At 73.5% G+C, this 17,050-nt stretch carries 7 protein-coding genes; 1 reads left to right on the top strand and 6 read right to left on the bottom strand.

What is annotated here, in order from left to right:
• Nucleotides 1-33: 33 nt before the first annotated feature.
• From WMF43_RS05370 to WMF43_RS05360, 3 genes are all read right to left on the bottom strand, one after another.
• On the bottom strand, nt 34-6,705 hold the full coding sequence (locus WMF43_RS05370; protein ID WP_437677933.1) for an SDR family NAD(P)-dependent oxidoreductase: 6,672 nt from the start codon (nt 6,703-6,705) through the stop codon (nt 34-36).
• Between the two features lie 26 nt (nt 6,706-6,731).
• Nucleotides 6,732-8,390 (bottom strand): PfaD family polyunsaturated fatty acid/polyketide biosynthesis protein, encoded by a 1,659-nt coding sequence (locus WMF43_RS05365; protein ID WP_437677932.1) that lies wholly within the window; start codon nt 8,388-8,390, stop codon nt 6,732-6,734.
• 131 nt (nt 8,391-8,521) lie between these two features.
• Complete coding sequence (locus tag WMF43_RS05360; protein ID WP_437677930.1) at nt 8,522-12,511, bottom strand: protein kinase domain-containing protein; 3,990 nt, start codon at nt 12,509-12,511, stop codon at nt 8,522-8,524.
• A 436-nt stretch (nt 12,512-12,947) separates the two neighbouring features.
• On the opposite strand from WMF43_RS05360, the gene WMF43_RS05355 reads away from it, so the two are divergent.
• Nucleotides 12,948-13,625: a hypothetical protein gene (locus WMF43_RS05355; RefSeq protein WP_437677928.1), complete on the top strand. Its 678-nt coding sequence runs from the start codon at nt 12,948-12,950 to the stop codon at nt 13,623-13,625.
• A 203-nt stretch (nt 13,626-13,828) separates the two neighbouring features.
• Here the strand turns inward: WMF43_RS05355 and WMF43_RS05350 are convergent, their stop codons facing one another.
• From WMF43_RS05350 to WMF43_RS05340, 3 genes are all read right to left on the bottom strand, one after another.
• On the bottom strand, nt 13,829-14,587 hold the full coding sequence (locus tag WMF43_RS05350) for an SDR family NAD(P)-dependent oxidoreductase (RefSeq protein WP_437677926.1): 759 nt from the start codon (nt 14,585-14,587) through the stop codon (nt 13,829-13,831).
• Nucleotides 14,588-14,701: 114 nt separating this feature from the next.
• Nucleotides 14,702-15,958 carry a flavin-dependent oxidoreductase gene (locus tag WMF43_RS05345; protein ID WP_437677925.1) on the bottom strand — a complete coding sequence of 419 codons (1,257 nt, stop codon included), beginning with the start codon at nt 15,956-15,958 and terminating at the stop codon, nt 14,702-14,704.
• A 143-nt stretch (nt 15,959-16,101) separates the two neighbouring features.
• Complete coding sequence (locus WMF43_RS05340; protein WP_437677923.1) at nt 16,102-16,965, bottom strand: hypothetical protein; 864 nt, start codon at nt 16,963-16,965, stop codon at nt 16,102-16,104.
• Nucleotides 16,966-17,050 lie beyond the last annotated feature (85 nt).

Genomic DNA, 17,050 nt, shown 5'->3' with positions numbered 1-17,050 from the left:
GCGGACGCTCGGTCTGTGTGCGTACCCGCCTGCTCACGCCTGGCCGCGCGTCGCGTCCGGGCGGAGGACGTACTGCACGTCGCGGAGCTCGGCGACGAGCGCGCCCTCGCGGTCGACGAACGCGATGTCCGCCCTCGTCCGGTCCCGGGCGACGACGTGCCCGCGCACCACCACGCGCAGCGGGCCTTCGGACGGGCCCTCGACGAAGGTGTGCAGCGCGCCCACGGACATCGGGAGCGACGCGCCCCCGAGCACGTGCCGCGTCCAGAGCGCCGCGAGCTGCAGGCCGCCGTCGAGCGCCGCCGGGTCGGTCGTCCACGGCTGGCTCGCCCAGCCGGCCTCGCGCAGGCCGACGACCGTCCCCGCGACGCCCTCGCGGCTCACGCCGTCGAGTCCGCGGATCACCTGGAAATCGCGGCCGTGGAAGAGGACGTGGCCGTCGTACAGGTCGTCGCCGAAGGGCCAGGGGCCGAGCGACGGCGACGCCGGGCCGCGCGGGGCGACGCGGCCCTCGGGCGGCGCCATCTCGAGCTTCGCCGTGTAGTGCAGCGCCCCGTCCGGGCCGCGCAGCTCGGCCGCGAGCACGGCGCCGTGGCCGTTGCTCACCTCGCGGCAGCCGACGCGGAGCACCTCGCCGCCCGACGTGTACGAGGGGAGCTTGATCCCGCGCAGGACCCTCACGTCCCGGAACGCGGTCACGGCGAGCTCCGGCCGGCACACACGCGCGGCGCGGGCGAACCACTCGAGCGCGATCACCACCGGCACCACCGGGACGCCGTGGAGGGCGTGATCGCCGAGGTAGGGGTGCGTCGCGCGGTCCACGCGCACGGCCAGCGCGACGCGCCGCGGGTCGCCCTGGGCGGCGAGGGTCGTTGGGTCGGCACCTAGCACGAGCTCGACCGCGCCGGGCGAGGCGGCGCTCGGTCCACGCGCGCCGCCGTCGCCGCGCGCGCCGCGGTCGACGCGCGCGCCGCCGTCGCCGTGATCGCCACCGCCGCGCGCGTCGCCGTCTCCACGATCGCCGCGGTCGCCCGAGCTGTCGCACAGCTCGTCGATCAGCATCCTCGCGCCCGCCGCGGGCGGGATCATCGGCACACCGAGCTGCGCGAAGTGCGCCGCGAGCGCGGCGTTCACCATGCCGCCCTGCCAGGGGCCCCAGCCGAGCGACTTCACCCGGCAACCAGGGCGGCGCGCGGCCTCCGCGGCGGCGACCTTGTTGAGCACCTCGTTGGCCATCGCGTAGTCGCACTGGCCCTTGTTGCCGGTGCGGGCGGCGATCGAGCTGAAGAGGACGATCGCCTTGAGCGGATCCTCGGCGGTCGCCTCGAGCAGGACCTCCAGGCCGACGACCTTCGCGCGGAACACGCGGTCGAGCTGCTCGACCGTCTTCTCGGCGATGCGCTTGTCGGCGAGCACGCCGGCGCCGTGGACGAGCGCGGTGACGGGGCCGAAGGCCTGCCGCACGCCGCGGAGGGCCGCGGCCACGGCGCGCGCGTCGGCCACGTCGGCCGAGACGTACAGGGCGTCGCCGCCGGCGGCGCGGATCGCGTCGAGCGTCGCGCGGACCTCGCGGTTCGCGAGGATCGCCGCGACCTTGCGGCCGATCTCCGCCGGGGCCACCCGCTCGCCCGCGGCGGCGGCCGCCTGGAGCAGCGCCGCCTTCAGGGCGGCCTCGCCGTCCACGCCGCGGCACGCGGACGGGTCGTCCTCGAGCGCGGTGCGGCCGAGCAGCGCGAACCTCGCGCGGGTCGCGCCGGCGAGCGCGATCAGCGCCGCCGCGGTCACGCCGCGGGCGCCGCCGCTCGCGACGATCACGTCGGACGGGCCGAGGGGGAGCGGGCCGGGGCGCGGGTCCTCTCGGACGCTGCGCAACGTGGTGCGCCGGCCGTCCGCGCGCAGCCCGACCTCGAGCTCGCCGCCGCCGGACAGGAGCTCCGCGGCGATGGCCTCTGCGAGGTCGGCGGCCGGGCGGCCGCTGCGATCGAGATCGATCGCGCGGCAGGACGCGCCGGCCCACTCGAGCGCGGCGGTCTTCGCGAGGCCCGGCAGCCCGGAGGCCCACGCGCGGTCCGAGCCGGCGAGGCCGAAGTCGCCGCCGGTGTCCTGGACCGTGACGAAGAGGGCCGGCTGGGCCGCGATCGCCTGGGCCGCGAGGAACGCCTCGCGGTGGACGGCGAGCGCCTCGGCGGTGGTGGCGAAATCGCGCAGGCCGCCGAGGAACACGGCGCCGCGAGCGCCCCGGGGCACGGCGGCGGCGTACTCGGCGGGGACGCCGCTCGCCGCGAGCGCCGCGGCGAGCGCGGGGCCGATCGCGTCGTGGCCGGTCACCACCACGGTCCCGGCGTCGAAGAGGCCGGGCATCGCGAGGCCGGCCGCGGGCGCCGGGACCTCGGCGAGCGTCCACCGGCCGAGGAGCGCGGTGGCCGGCTCCTCGGCGGCCTGCGCGCCGGCCACATTGAGGAGGGGCGCGCCGGGGGCGCCGGCGGCGGGCTGCGCGCCGGGGGCGCCGGCGGTGGGCTGCGCGCCGGGGACACCGGCGGCGGGCTGCGCGCCGGGGGCGCCGGGCGCGGGACCGAGGTTCGCGCGGAGGTGGTCGACGACCTGGCCGAGCGTGCGCAGCTGCGCCAGCGCCGGCGCGTCGACCTCCGACAGCCCGGGGATGCGGTCCCGGACCGACGAGAGGATCTCCACCCGCTTGATGCTGTCGATGCCGAGATCGCTCTCCAGCTCCATCTGGAGCCCGAGCATCTCCGCCGGGTAGCCCGTCGTCTCGGCGACGACCGCCATCACGATCCGCTCGACCTCGGGCGCAGCGGGCGACGCCGCGGCGCCGGGAGCGCTGGCCGGCGGCGAGGCGGCGGAGACGGTCGGCGCCGGGGCAGCTACCGGCGCGGACGCCGGCAGCGACGCGCGGAGGTGGTCGACGACCTGGCCGAGCGTGCGCAGCTGCGCCAGCGCCGACGCGTCGACTTCCGACAGGCCGGGGATGTGGTCCCGGACCGACGACAGGATCTCCACCCGCTTGATGCTGTCGATGCCGAGGTCGCTCTCCAGCTCCATCGGAAGCCCCAGCATGGAGACGGGATACCCTGTCTTGTCCGCGACCACCTCGAGGACCATCTGCTCGAGATTCACTCCCGGCACGGCGGCGACCGCCGACGGCGCTGCCACCGCATGCGTCGCCGGCGCAGGCGCCGCGACCACCGCAGGCGCAGGCGCCGCGACCGCCGCAGGCGCAGGCGCCGAAGCCACCGCGACCGCATGTGGCGCGCCGGTCGCGAGGGCGGCGAGCCCTGCGAGCGAAGCTTCGGCCGCCTGGAGAAAGGCGATGTGGCTCTCGGCCATTGTGCGCTGGTAGACGCTGTGGGCCTCCGCCGTGGCGCGCTGGACCTCCTGATACGCAGCCAGCCACGACGCGCTCACTACGCCCGCCGGCGCGCTCACTACGCCCGCCGGCGTGCTCACTACGCCCGCCGGCGTGCTCACTACGCCCGCCGGCGTGCTCACTACGGTGGGCGCCCCCGTTCTCACCGCCGGCTGCCCCGCGCTCACTACGGCCGCCGACGTGCTCACTACGGCCGCCGGCGTGCTCACTACGGCAGGCGTCCCCGCTCTCACCGCCGGCTGCCCCGCGCTCACCACCGCCGCTGGCGCGCTCACTACGCCCGCCGGCCCGCTCACTACGCCCGCCGGCGCGCTCACCACGCCCGCCGGCGCGCTCACCACGGTGGGCGCCCCCGCGCTCACCGCCGGCTGCCCCGCGCTCACCACCGCCGCCGGCGCCTGCGCCGCCCGCTGCGGCTGCGCGCCCACCTTCGGCAGCGCCTTCGCCCCGCCTTGCGGCGGATACGGCTTGCCGTAATTGCTGCCGTTGATCGGCAGCACCAGCTTCTGCTTCGGTAGCTCCCTCGGGTCGCTCGGCGCCGCGAAGCCGTCCCAGAGGACCCGCGCGTCCAGCGGGACCCCGGCCACCGCGAGCCGGGCCACCGCGTCGAACAGGCTCGCGACGCCGTGTTTCCCCTTGCGGTCGAGCGCCACCGCGCGGTGCGGCCGCCCGCTCAGGATCTCGCCGACGAGGCCCGTCAGCACGGAGCCCGGGCCGACCTCGACGAACGTGCGCACGCCGGCGGCGTACATCCGCTCGATCTGCTCGACGAACCGCACCGGCTCGGCCAGCTGGCGCGCCAGCCGGTCGCGCGCCGCGTCGCCGCCGCCCGGGTACGGCTCGACCTCCGCGTTGCTGTACACGGGCGCGGCCGGCGCCCCGATCGCGATATCGGCCAGGTACTCGCGCAGCGGCGCGCTCGCCGCCGCCACGAGCGGCGAGTGGAACGCCGCGGCCACATCGAGGCGCCTCGCCTGGATGCCGAGCCCGTGAAGCCGCGCCTCCGCCGCCGCGATCGCCTCCACCGAGCCGGACAGCACCACCTGCTTCGGGCCGTTGTGGTTCGCCACCACGACACCGCCGAGGCCGAGCGCCCGCACCTCGTCGATGGCCCGCGGGACCGCGATCATCGCGCCCGCCCCGGACGACGCCCCCGCCCCGGACGACGCCCCCGCCCCGGACGCGCCCGACACCTCCCCCATCAGCTCGCCCCGCCTCCGGGCGACGCGCAGGAGATCCGCAGCGGACAGCGCCCCGGCCGCGTGCAGCGCCGTCAGCTCGCCGAAGCTGTGGCCGGCGACCACGTCGGCCCGCACCCCGAGCCAGGCGAGCAGCGCGAGGTGCGCGAGGCTCGTCGCGCCGATCGCGGGCTGCGCCCACCGGGTCTCGCGGAGCCGCGCCTCCTGCGCCTTCCGGTCCTCCTCCGTGAACACCGGGCGCGGGAACACCACCTCGTGCAGCGGCACCTCCGCGATCGCCACGCCGGCCGCCGCGTCCCACGCCTCGCGCGCCGGCTCGAACGCCATGGTCACGTCGGCGCCCATCGCCACGTACTGGCTCCCCTGCCCGGGGAACAGGAACGCCACCCGCCCCGGCGACTCGCCCGTCGCGCAGTGCACGGACGGCGCGCTCAGCGCCTCCCCGGGCCGCGCCCCGAGGTGCGCCGCCGCCTGCTCGAGCTTCCTCCCGAGATCCACCTCGTCCGTCGCGCACAGGCCGAGCCGCGCCGGCCTCGCCCCGTCGAACGCGAGCACCGACGCGCGCGCCAGGAAGCGCAGGCTCTCCGGCGCCGCCGCCGCCGCCCGCGCCAGCGCCAGCGCGCGGTCCGCGAGCGCGGCCGGCGTGTCCGCCGACAGCAGCACGAGCTCGGCCGGGAACGACCGCACCCGAAACGCCCGCGGCGCCGCGCCCGCATACTCCTCGAGCGCGACATGGAAGTTCGAGCCGCCGAACCCGAACGAGCTCACCGACGCGCGCCGCGGGTGATCCCCCGCGCGAACCCACGGACGCGCCTCGGTGTTCAGATAGAAAGCAGTCTTTTCGATCTCCAGCCTGGGGTTCGGCCGGTCGACCTTGATGGTCGGCGGGAGCACCCGGTGGTGGAGCGCCATCACCGCCTTGAACAGGCCCGCGGCGCCCGCCGCCGCCTTCGTGTGGCCGATCTGCGACTTCACGCTGCCGAGCGCGCACCACTGCCGGTCGCGGCGCCCCGACGCGTCGAACGTCGCGCGCAGGCCCTCGAACTCGGCCGCGTCGCCGGCCTTCGTCCCGGTGCCGTGGGCCTCCATCAGCTCGACCGTCTCGGGACCGTACCCGGCCGCCGCGTAGGCCCGGCGGAGCGCCCTCGCCTGCCCCTCGGGCACCGGCGCATACACGCTCTTGCTCCGCCCGTCGGACGACGCGCCGATGCCCCGGATCACGGCGTAGATGCGGTCGCCGTCGCGCTCGGCCGTCTCGAGCCGCTTGAGCGCCACCATCGCGAGGCCCTCGCCGAGCAGCGTGCCGTCGGCGCTGTCCGAGAACGGGCGGCAATCGCCCGAGCGGGAGAGCGCCGGCGTCTTGCTGAAGCAGAGGTACATGAAGGCGTCGTTCATGGTGTCGCAGCCGCCCGTGATCACGAGGTCCGACTGGCCGAGCGCGAGCTCGCTCATGGCCATCGACAGCGCCGAGAGCGACGACGCGCACGCCGCGTCGGTCACGCAGTTCGTCCCGCCGAGGTCGAGCCGGTTCGCGATCCGGCCGGCGACGACGTTGCCGAGCAGGCCCGGGAACGTGGACTCCTGCCACGGCACGTAATTGCCCGCGATCGCCTCGCAGGCGCGCTTCACCTCGCCCTCCGGATAACCGAGCTCCCGGAGCGACCGCTCCCAGACCGGCCGCTGGATCCGGCTCACCATCGAGGCGAGCAGCTCCTGCGCCGACGTGACGCCGAGGATGACGCTGATCCGCTCGCGGTCCATCACCTCGAACTGGCCCTGCGCCGCGTCCTCGAGCACCCGCTTCGCCACGATCAGCGCGAGCAGCTGCGTCGTGTCCGTCGCCGGCACGATCGAGGGCGGGACGCCCCACTCGAGCGGGTCGAACGGCACGTCCTGCAGGAAGGCGCCGCGCTTCGCGTACGTCTTGTCGGGCGCGGACGGGTCGGGATCGTAGTAGTCGTCGACGAGCCAGTGCGTCTCCGGGACGTCCGTGATGCGGTCGGCCCCGGCCAGGATGTCGCGCCAGAAGCCGTGCGCGTCGAGCGAGCCGGGGAAGAGGGCGCTCACGCCGACGACGGCGATGGGCGGGGTGCGCGGTGACGGCGGAGACGAAGGGCGCATGGAGACCTCGGCGGAGGATCAGGGGCTCAGCCCAGCGGGCGAGGCGTGAAGCGGAAGGCGGCGCTCGGCACCGGGACGCCGTACGTCCGGAGCTGCTGCGCGCGCGTGACCACGGCCGCGCCCTCGAGCAGGTTGCGCGCGACCTGGACCACCGTGCGATTCTGTGGGGCCTCCAGGAAGGAGCCCTTGACCCAGCGGTTGAAGGCGCCCATCGCCGGGCCGCACCAGATCTGGTAGTCGGCGCGGCGCCCCGGGTCCCCGGCGATCGCCCACTTGCTGGACATGCCGAGGTACCAGCGGAAGATCAGCGCCATCCGGTGCTTCGGGTCGCGCGCGGCGCGCTCGAGCTCGGCCGGGTCGCGCTCGGCGAAGAACCGCTCGCAGAGCGACCACACCTCGCCGCACGACATCCGGAGCTGCTCCCGCTCCAGGCGCGCGCGCGCGTCGGCCGGCAGCGACTCGATGGATCCGTGGGCGGCGTAGAGGTCGTGGAGCCGCTGCGCGCGGACGCCGAACATCGTGCCACGCCGGAGGACCTGGACCTTCACGCCGAGCTCGAACATGTCGGCGGACGGCGCCATGACCACGTCGGGGAGGTCGGCCTCGGCCAGCATCCGTTTGCCGTCGTCGGAGAGGCCCGACTCGACACACGCCTGGTTGACCGAGCCGGTGAGCACGTAGGCGGCGCCGAGCGCGAACGCGGCCGCGACGGCCTCCGGCGTGCCGAGGCCGCCGGCGGCGCCGACGCGGATCGGGCGGCGGTAGCCGTGCTTCGCCGCGAGCTCGTCGCGGACGCCGAGGATCGCCGGCAGGAGCGCGGCGAGCGGCCGGTTGTCGGTGTGGCCGCCGGAGTCCGCCTCGACCGTGATGTCCTCGGCGACCGGGAGCCCCCGCGCGAGCTCCGCCTCGTCGCGGGTGAGCCACCCGTCGCGCACGCAGGCGTCGAGCAGCTCCGAGGGCGCCGGCGACAGGAACCGCGCGGCGACCTCCGGGCGCGAGATCTTCGCGAAGAGGTGGTTCTGCCGGTCGATCCGGCCGTCGGGCAGCCGCCGCGCGCCGCTGTAGGCGAAGCGCACGACCATCGGCGTGAGGCCCATGTACGCCGCGGCCTCGGCCCGCCGGACGCCCTTTCTCAGGTAGAGCGCCACCGTGTCGCTCTCCAGGCGGGGCTCGTTCGGCGCGTGGATGAGGTTGCAGCCCCAGGACGGGCCGCCCGGGCCGGCGGCGCCGAGGGCGGCGACGATCTCGTCGATCGCCTGCTCGATGCGGCCGAGGCCGAGGCCGGCGGCGCCGAAGAAGCCCAGCATGCCGGCCTTCGCCACGGCGATCGTGAGCCGCGCCGTGTGGATGCCGTTCGCCATCGCGCCGGCGACATAGGGGAAACGGAGGCCGTGGATCTCGAGGAAGGAGCGGTCGCCGAGCCACTCCGGGTAGAGGGCGGGCAACGTGCCGAGCAGGGGAAATGTGGGGCCCCCGCCGCGCTCGGCCTCGCGGAGCGCCGCGCCGCCGCGGGCCACGCCGACGCGGCCCTCCGGCGCCTCGCGCACGACGTGCACCGGCTCGCGCACGAAGGACACCGCCTGGAGCAGGTCTGCTTGCGTGAACGCCGGGAGCCACGGCCCGCTGCGCCAGATCCCGACGGGCTGGAGGCCCGCGCCGCGGAGGGCCTCCGGGGTCATTGTCATGCCGAGCTGCCTCCTGGGACGAGACGCGCGCGTCTATACCACCGGCGATGACCGCGCTGCGGTAATGGTTCGGTCATGGCGCCGCGCGGCCGGCACGGCGGCGCAACCTCGATCGGGTATCGGACGGGGATCTACCGTCGCGCCGCGGAGGCTGCCTCTCCGAAACGTGCAGGATCGCCCGGACGCGCCTCCGCCGAGCCACGCCCATCCAGCCATACCGCCGCGAGCGCGAGGGTGCGCGCGTTCGCGGGGCTCCGCGTGAGGAAGCTCTCGCGGTAGGCCGGGTCCTCGATGCACGCCGCCCGGGCGAGGAGATCGTCGCGCGCCTCGCGGATCGCGCGCTCGGCGGCAGCGAGTTCACCTGCCGCATGGAGCGCCTCGGCCCAGGTGAGGAGCGTCGCTTCGTGACGGAGAGGATATACACCGGTGCTGCGGCAGAGCGCGATGACCTCCTCGGATTCGCGTACCGAGCCCGCAATCTGCCCGCGCGCCAAGAGGACCCTCGCCCGGATCCCTCGCGTCCAGGCGTCGAACGCGTGAAAGCCCGCGACGCCCGCGCCAGCGGCGACGATCGCGCTCTCGGATGCGTCGAGCTCGCCGCTCAACAGGAGCGCTTCCGCGAGCACGTTCTGCAGCGCGCGCGACATCAAGCTCTGTTCCCGATCTTGCTCCGCGTCGAGCGCGCCCTGCGCCTCCGCGACCGCCTCGGCCAGCATCCCTTGCTCGACGTGCAGGTAGGAACGGACGAACCGGCAGACCGTCATGCAGACGCTGTCCTTCGCCGCGAGCTCGACGGCGTGGGGAAGCCGCACTTCCGCCTCCTCGAAGGCCCCGAGCATCGCGAGCGCCAGCACCCGTTCTCCCGCGGCGAAGCCCTGGTTGAATCGATTCCCGGCGATCTCCATGAGCCGCTCCGCAGCCTGATACCGCAGCGAAGCGGCCTCCGGGTTCCGGTTCACGAAGAGCTCCCAGACGGCGTACGACGAATGCATCTCTGCTGCGCTCATCGGATCTTCCTCGGCGGCGGCGGGCGCGATCGCGCGCAGTCGCTCCAGGATGGGCGCGGCCATGTCCCGCAACCCCCCGCCGAGCAAGAGCGCCAGCATGACGCTTTGCATCGCCCACACGAGCTCCCCTCGCGTCTCGTTCGTCGGCTCGATCGCGAGCAGCTCGCCCATGGCCGGCGAGACCATCTCGAAGCGGCCCAAGAAAAGAGCGCTCCTGATCATGCTCCCGAGACCCCGGCAGTGATTCAGCGATCCGGGAGCGGCCCGCCGCATCGTCTCCAGCGCCGCCGAGCACGCGAGCGCGTGGTTTCCTGTCATGTGCTCGGCGGTCGTGCGCGTTGCCCAGAGCTCGGCCGCGAGCTCCCCCTCGGCGCCGGCCGCGATCCCCCGATCGACAGCGGCGAGCGCTGCCGTGAGCTCGTTGGCCATGAGCGCCCGCCTCGCCGCCCGCGCGTGGCAGTGAGCTGCGCGTGCCCTCTCCCCGCCGCGCTCGAAATGCTCGGCCAAGACGGCCGGCTCGGGCTCGCCCGCGCGCTCGAGCCAGGCCCCCGCCAGGCCGTGACCCAGCTGCCGATCTCGCTCGGTCAGCATGGCATAGGCCCCCTCCCGCACGAGCGCGTGCCGGAACGTGTACTCGTCCTCTCCCGCGAAGCGCCGCTCGGATCGCGGGGCCACAAGCTCGCGCTGGACGAGGTCAGCGAGGAGCTCGTCGACCGCCATCGCGCGCTCGTCGCCCACGAGCGCGGCCACACCGTTCCTCCAGAAGCGCTCACCGAAAATGCTCGCTGCGCGGAGCAGCCGCCTCGCCTCCGACGGCAGCGACGCGAGGCGCGCCTCGACCATACCGAGCACCGTCTCCGGAAGCGTTTCCGTGCCGGTCTCGGCGACGGCGCGGGTCAGCTCTTCCAGGTAGAACGCGTGCCCGCCCGCCCTCTCCACGATCGCGTCGACCTGCGCGGCATCGACGGTGGGCCCGAGCACCTGGCGCACCATCTGCTCGGCGGCCCGTCTGGGCAGCGGACCCAGGCGAACTCCGTGCACGTCGCGCCCCTCCCAAAGACCGGGGAAGCACTCGTGTACTTCCGGCCGGGCGAACGCGATGATCGCGAGCCGCTCGTCCCGGATCTCGCGGAGCATCGCATTGCAGAGCTTCACGCTCGCCGCGTCCCCCCAGTGTAGATCCTCGAGCACCAGCACCGCCGGGCGCACCCGGGCGACGGCGCGCGCCAGGTCGATGCAGGAGGACTCGACCTGCGCCGCCATGAGCCGCGCGTCCTGCCTCGCCGCGCGCAGCTGCGGGCTCTTCTCGTCAGGGAAGGGCGCGCCCGCGATCTCGCCCAGGAACTCCGCCACACGCTCTGCTCTCTCGCCCTGCAAGAACATGCTCACCGCGGACGAGATCGTCTCGCGCTGTGCCTCGATCGGCTCGCCCGCGTGGATCCCGAGCGCGATGCGCAGGCCTGTTCCGATCAGGCTGAACGGCGTGCCGCGGCCCATCGCGTCAGCGCGGACCACGGTGAACCCGACATCCGGAAAACGCGCCCAGAGCCGCCGGAGCAGCTCCTGCCTGAGCCGCGACTTGCCGGCACCCGGCGGCGCCGTCACCAGGATGGCCCGCGGCGACCGCTCCTCGAACGCATCCTCGAGCAGATCGAGCAGGCGGCGTACCTCCCTGTCCCTCCCGACGAACGGGCTGGGCTTGCCGAGCAGCGTGCGCGGCTCCTCGCCGATCAGCCGCTCGGTCCGGAGGACCGCCCTGGATCCTTCCGTCATGACATCGAACCGCGGGTCGAGCAGCGCGTGCGTCACGTCGTCGATCGCGACATGGGCGAGCTGCCCGTCCTGTGCGCGCTTGTGTTCCAGCATCGCCGCGGCGCGCTCCACGAGCTCTCCGACTTGCAGGCGCCTCGTCACCTCGCTGCGCCCCGTGACCAGCACCACCTCTGCCCCTGGCAGGACCGCGCTGACCCGCAGCGCGCAGCGCGCCGCCTGCGCCGCCTGATCCTGGGCGCTGCCCGTCCCCCACAGCACCGCGAGGATCGTGCCGTCCATCAGCGCGTCCGCCCTGGCGCCCAGCGGCTCCACGGCGCCGCGCACCGTGCCCAGGGCGTCTCGAGGCGCGTCGCCCACGGCGAGGGTCGGGTCGTCCGGGCCGCGGGCCGGTCTGTCCGCGCTCGCGAGCGTCCCGGGTGGCGGCTTCAGGAATACGGCGGACACCAGCCTGCGCTCGGTCGTGCCGAGCAGCGACGCCGGCCCATCGCGCTCGCTCGCGGAGGCGCCTGACACTTCGTCGCCCGCAGCGACGGCGGCGAGGGCTTCCAGGACGGCGGCGCCGTCACGGAGGCGCGCCTCAGGGTCCTTCATGAGCATCCGCGCGCAGAGATCGGAGACGCCGCGGGGAATGCCGGTGCGCACCTCGGAGAGGCGCGGCGGGTCCTCGAGCAGGAGCTTCGCCAGCAGGGCCATGAAGTGCTCCCCCTGGAACGCCGGCTGTCCCGTCAGACACTCGAAGAGCACGGCGCCGAGCGCGAACACGTCCGCCGGCGGCCCGATGTCCTCGTCGCCGCGCACTTGCTCCGGCGCCATGTACCCTGGCGTGCCGAGGATCGCCCCCGTGCGCGTCAGCTTCGTCCTGCCGCCGGTCCGCCGGGCAATGCCGAAGTCGAGCACCTTGACACGCGAGGCGTCGCCGCCGACCAGGAACAGGTTTCGCGGCTTGATGTCCCGATGGACGATCCTGCGCGCGTGCGCCGCGCGCAGCGCGTCGGCGACGCGCCGGATCAGGTCCAGGCCCTCCTCCAGCGCGAGCGGGCCGCGGGCGAGGCGCGCGTCGAGATCTTCGCCCTCCAGCCACTCCATGGCGAGGTAGGGCTCTCCGGTGGGGCCCTTGCCGTGACCGAGGTAGCGCACGATGTTGGGGTGCTGAATCCCGGCCAGGATCTGCGCTTCGTGCGCGAATCGGTCGGCGTTGCCGCCCTCCGGATCACCCATGAGCTTGAGCGCGACGCGCTGCCCCGTCGTGCGGTCTTCCGCTCGAAAGATCGCGCCCATGCCCCCCTCGGCGGCGCGCTCCACGAGCTCATATCGAGCGTCGACCAGGTCCCCTACCTTCACGGCGCCCAGGGTGCACCCACATGCCGCCCCAGCTCAAGCATGTCGGGCGTGCCCTCGCATGGTGCCCGTGAATGCTCTGTCGCTGTCGAGGTGGTCAACGCCCTCACCCGGCGTCTCGCGATCGGCGCGGCGTCCAGCGCACGCCGACATCCGCGACGGCGGCAGGACACCACAGACACACACACCGGTGTCCGATCTCCACCACGAATAGATGAGCTCGAGGGTCCCGATGCGTGTTGACGCTGCCGACGATGAAGCGGTAAATATTTAATTCTAGTGTCGCACCCGGCATGGTGCGATTCTAGGCTCGGTCCGACCAGGGGGGCTCCAGGCTCGGCTCGATCAGGTGCGTTCTTCTGATTGCACCTGCTCGGCGCTCCTACCCGCTCACCTGGCCTGCCGCACAGGAACGTCAACACCCTCCAAGAGGTGACTCATGCTCAGCAATGCGGCTCGTTTCCTGATGGTGTCTGCTGCTGCTTCTCTCGTCGCGCTCGGCGCCGCCCCTGCGGAGGCGTGCTCCGAGCTCGCCGACGCCGCGCTCGACATCATCGAATCCGGAGCATCGACCGGCAATGGCGCCTCGTTCGTCACGCTCGTGATGAAGCAGGCACTTGGAATCACGGGCACCGACATCCGAACAGCCTTCGGATCCGTCAGCCCGGTCTCGGCCCAGTACTATTTCAACATCATCTCGGAGAACCGTTTCACGCACATCACGAGCGTGCACGACCTCGCCGCGGGCGACGTCCTGTCGATCGACGCGACCAGCGTCTACAACGGTCACTCCGTGATCCTCCTCGGCCCCGCGAGCCAGCTCCCCTCGCCGATGAACCCGATCTACGCGAACACGATCCAGTGGTCGGTCCAGATCGCCGACGCGACCACGGCGGTCCACGGCTGCAGCGTGAGTTACCCCGACAGCCGCTGGACCGGCGCGTGCAACGGCGGCACGTTCACCCCGGGCCCCGGCACCGCCTACATGCGCCTCTACAGCGATCTCCAAGGCACATTACTAGGCTACTCCTGGAGCGTGACCTCCGGCGCCACCTACTACGCCCCCGCCGTCCGCCCCTACGCCATCGGCCGCCTAACCACCTGCCCCATCTTCTAACCCCCCTTCTCCCTCTCCCTCCCCCTCCCCCATCCCCTCCCCCCATCCTCTCCCCGATTCCGCCTCCCCAAAGCAAAGAGAGGCGGTCGCCCGCACAGGAGACGGGCCCAGATCGGCGTTTTCGGCGCGGAAGCGCACTCCTGTGCGCTGAGCACCGAAAACGTCGAGATGGGCCCGTATCCGAAGCGGGCGACCGCCTCTCTCTAAAGGGAGTAGCCGCCGTCGCTCACTACCAGGGCGCCGGTCATGGTGGCGGAGGCGTCGGAGAGGAGGAACAGGACGATCCCGGCGATCTCGTCGGCGCTCGCGTAACGGCCGAGGGGCGTGGCCATGGCGGCCATCTGGTCGAACGCGGCGCGCTCGCTGCCGGCGGTCTTCACGAGGCCCTGGAAGAACGGCGCCTGGGACCATATCGGCGTCTCGACGCCGCCGGGCAGGACGCCGTTCACGCGGATCTGGTCGCGCGCGCCCTCCTTCGCCGCGACCCGGACCAGCTGCGACGCGCCCGCCTTGGAGGCCCCGTACGCGGCGATGCCCGGCTCGGCCTTGGCGCTCGCGATCGAGGAGACGACGACGGCCGTGCCGCCGCGGCCGGACTTCCTGAGCAGGCGGAGGCCCGTGCGCAGCGTCAGGAACACGCCGTCGAGGTTCACGGAGAGGACGCGGCGCCAGTCGGCGAAGGTCGTCTCCGTGATGGGCGCGCCATGGGCCACGCCCGCGTTCGCGACGACGTGGTCGAGCTTGCCGAAGCGCTGCTCGACGGCGGCCTCGAGCTCCGACCACGGCGCCTCCTCCCCGACGTCGACGTCGCGCAGCAGGAGCTCCGGACCCTCGAGCTCCTCGGCGAGGGCGTGGAGCGCGTCGCGGCTCCGGTCGACGAGGACCAGGCCGCGCACGCTCTGCGCCAGCTTCCGCGCGGTCGCCGCGCCGATGCCCGACGCCGCTCCGGTGACGAGGGCCACGCGGTCAGACGTGGATTGGGTTGACGTGGATTGGGCCGACATGGATGGGCCGCGGTGTACCACGGCGGAGCAGCCCAGTGAACGTGCGGCAGGTCGAATCCGCCGCGCGCGGCGCTACACGCTCCACGATGGCCGGTTGTTGAGCTCCTCGATCTGAAACCCGGCCGTCTCCTGATAGGCGCGCGCGATCTCCTCCAGCTCTTCCCTGCTGAGCACGTCGTCGATCCGCGCGAATCCCTGCGGCGCACGCTGCTCGACGATCGCCATGACCCGCTCGGGGCCCATCGCCCGGTTCGCGAGGACGAGCGCGCTCGTGGGCGGCCGGCGGGCAGCCTCGTAGCTGGCCAGCGCGGCCTCGGGGGCGCTCGCGGTGGCGAGGTGGAAGGCCAGCGCGCGCGCGTCGAGGATCGCCTGAGAAGCGCCGTTCGAGCCAATGGGGTACATGGGGTGGGCGGCGTCGCCGAGCAGCGTCACCCGGCCGGCGCCCCACGACGGGAGCGGGTCGCGGTCGACCATGGGGTATTCGTAGATCGCCGGCGCCCGGGCGATGAGCGCGGGGATGTCGAGCCAGGAGAAGCGCCACGCGGCGAAATGGGGCAGGACGTCGTCGGCGCGGCCCCGACGGCTCCAGCTCTCGCGCTCGAAGGTCGCCCCCTCGCCGCGGCGCACCTCCGCGACCCAGTTGATCGCCGCCCGGCCGCGGAGCTCCGCGGCGCGCGAGATCGGGTAAGCGACGAACTTGGCGCTCAGGTTGCTCCCCGCCATGATCATGGTGCGCCCCGTGAGGAACGGCTCGGCCTCGGTCAGGCCTCGCCACATGTGGACGCCGTTCCAGCGCGGCGGCCCCTCCCCCGGGTGGAGCGCAGCGCGGACCACCGAGTGAATGCCGTCGGCCCCGACGAGGACGTCGGCGCTCTCGACCTCGAGGCGGCCGCTCACCCGGTCGCGCAACGCGACGTGCACCTCGGAGGCGCGCTGGTCGAAGCGCTCCACCGCGAGCCCCGTGCGCACGCTGGCGGGGCCCAGGCGCCGCCGCACCGCCGCGAGCAGCAGCATCTGGAGCTCGCCGCGGTGAATCGAGATCTGAGGCCAGCGGTACCCGGCGGCGACGCCCCGCGGCTCGGACCAGATCCGGCTCCCGAACCGGTCGTGGTACACGAGCTCGGCCGTCGGGATCCCCTCCGCGGCCAGCGCGTCAGCGAGGCCGAGCTCGGTCAGCTCTCGAACGGCGTGCGGAAGGAGGTTGAGGCCGACGCCCAGCGGCCTGATCTCGACGGCGGCCTCGACGACGTGCGCCTGAATCCCGGCCGCGTTCAGGCTCAGCGCTGCCGTCAGCCCTCCGATACCAGCCCCGGCGATCAGGACGCGCATGGCGGTGAGACGGTCGCACTTCGCGTCGCGGAGGGCAATGCCGGCCGGCGTCGCCCCGATCGCCCGTTCACTGTCGTCCGAGGGCACGCCGCACGACGCGCCGGTGATGACGCGGAGCTCGGCTCGGGAAGCTGTTCGGCGGTTCAGCGGCTCAGGTCAGGGATGATCCAGTAGGCCCAGTTCCAGAAGTCGTCCGGGAGGCCGCTCTCGTACGAGCGCAGGTTGCGGATCCGCAGCGACCCAAGCGCGCTCGAGGAAGACGTCCAGATCCTCTCCTCGCCCTGGGGGACGAAGACCCCTCGAGCATCAGGGGAATCGGCCTCCATGAAGCGGAACAAGTACACCTCATGACGGCTGCCCTCGAATTCCGTCGTGCATTCCAGCTCCTTGTAGAGCAGGAAGGGCGACTCGGGGAAGGTGGTGTCGAGGCCGTCCGCTGCGGCCAGGAGGAGCGCGCTGGAGGGGTTCACGGGGTTGTCGATGTCACCCCACGACGGGAGGTTCATCAGGAGGAGCCTCGCGCCGCAGCCCATCGGTGTCTCGACGGCCATGCGCAGCTCGACGAGCGCCCCCTCGGTCACGGCGAGCAGCAAGCCCGGCTCGCTCACGGAGAGCCTGGAGCGCTTGGGTACGCAGTCGTGTGTGGGCGGGCAGCTGTCGATGAGCACCGACGTGTCGCCCACCTCCACGACCTGGCCCTGGATGACGACATCGCCGTCGCCTTCGCGGAATCCGCCCGTGCAGCCGAGGGTCTTGCCCTCGTGGGTCTCGAGCGCGAGGGTGAGGGTGCTCGTGTCCTGCCGCAGGAAGCAGCCCTCCTCGCCGCCGCCCGAGCCGCTGCCGCCGTTGCCGCTGCTGCTGCTCGACGCCGCGCTGTCCGGGCCGCCGCCGCCGCCGCTGCCGCCGCTTCCGGCGTCCGACGGGCGTTCGTCCACGGCGACGCTGCCGCACCCCGCGATAACGCTGATCCATGAGAAGATGGCCAGACTGCATACGACTTGTCTCATCGCGACCTCCGGTTCGGGCGCTGCTCACGCAACGTCACATGTTTTCACGAATCTTCGCGCTGCCAGCATACAGCCAGAGCGCTGG

Source organism: Sorangium sp. So ce131, assembly GCF_051519095.1.
Lineage (GTDB): Bacteria > Myxococcota_A > Polyangia > Polyangiales > Polyangiaceae > Sorangium.
The sequence above is the reverse complement of the archived record's forward strand: the minus strand, read 5'-3'. Positions and strand labels throughout refer to the sequence as shown.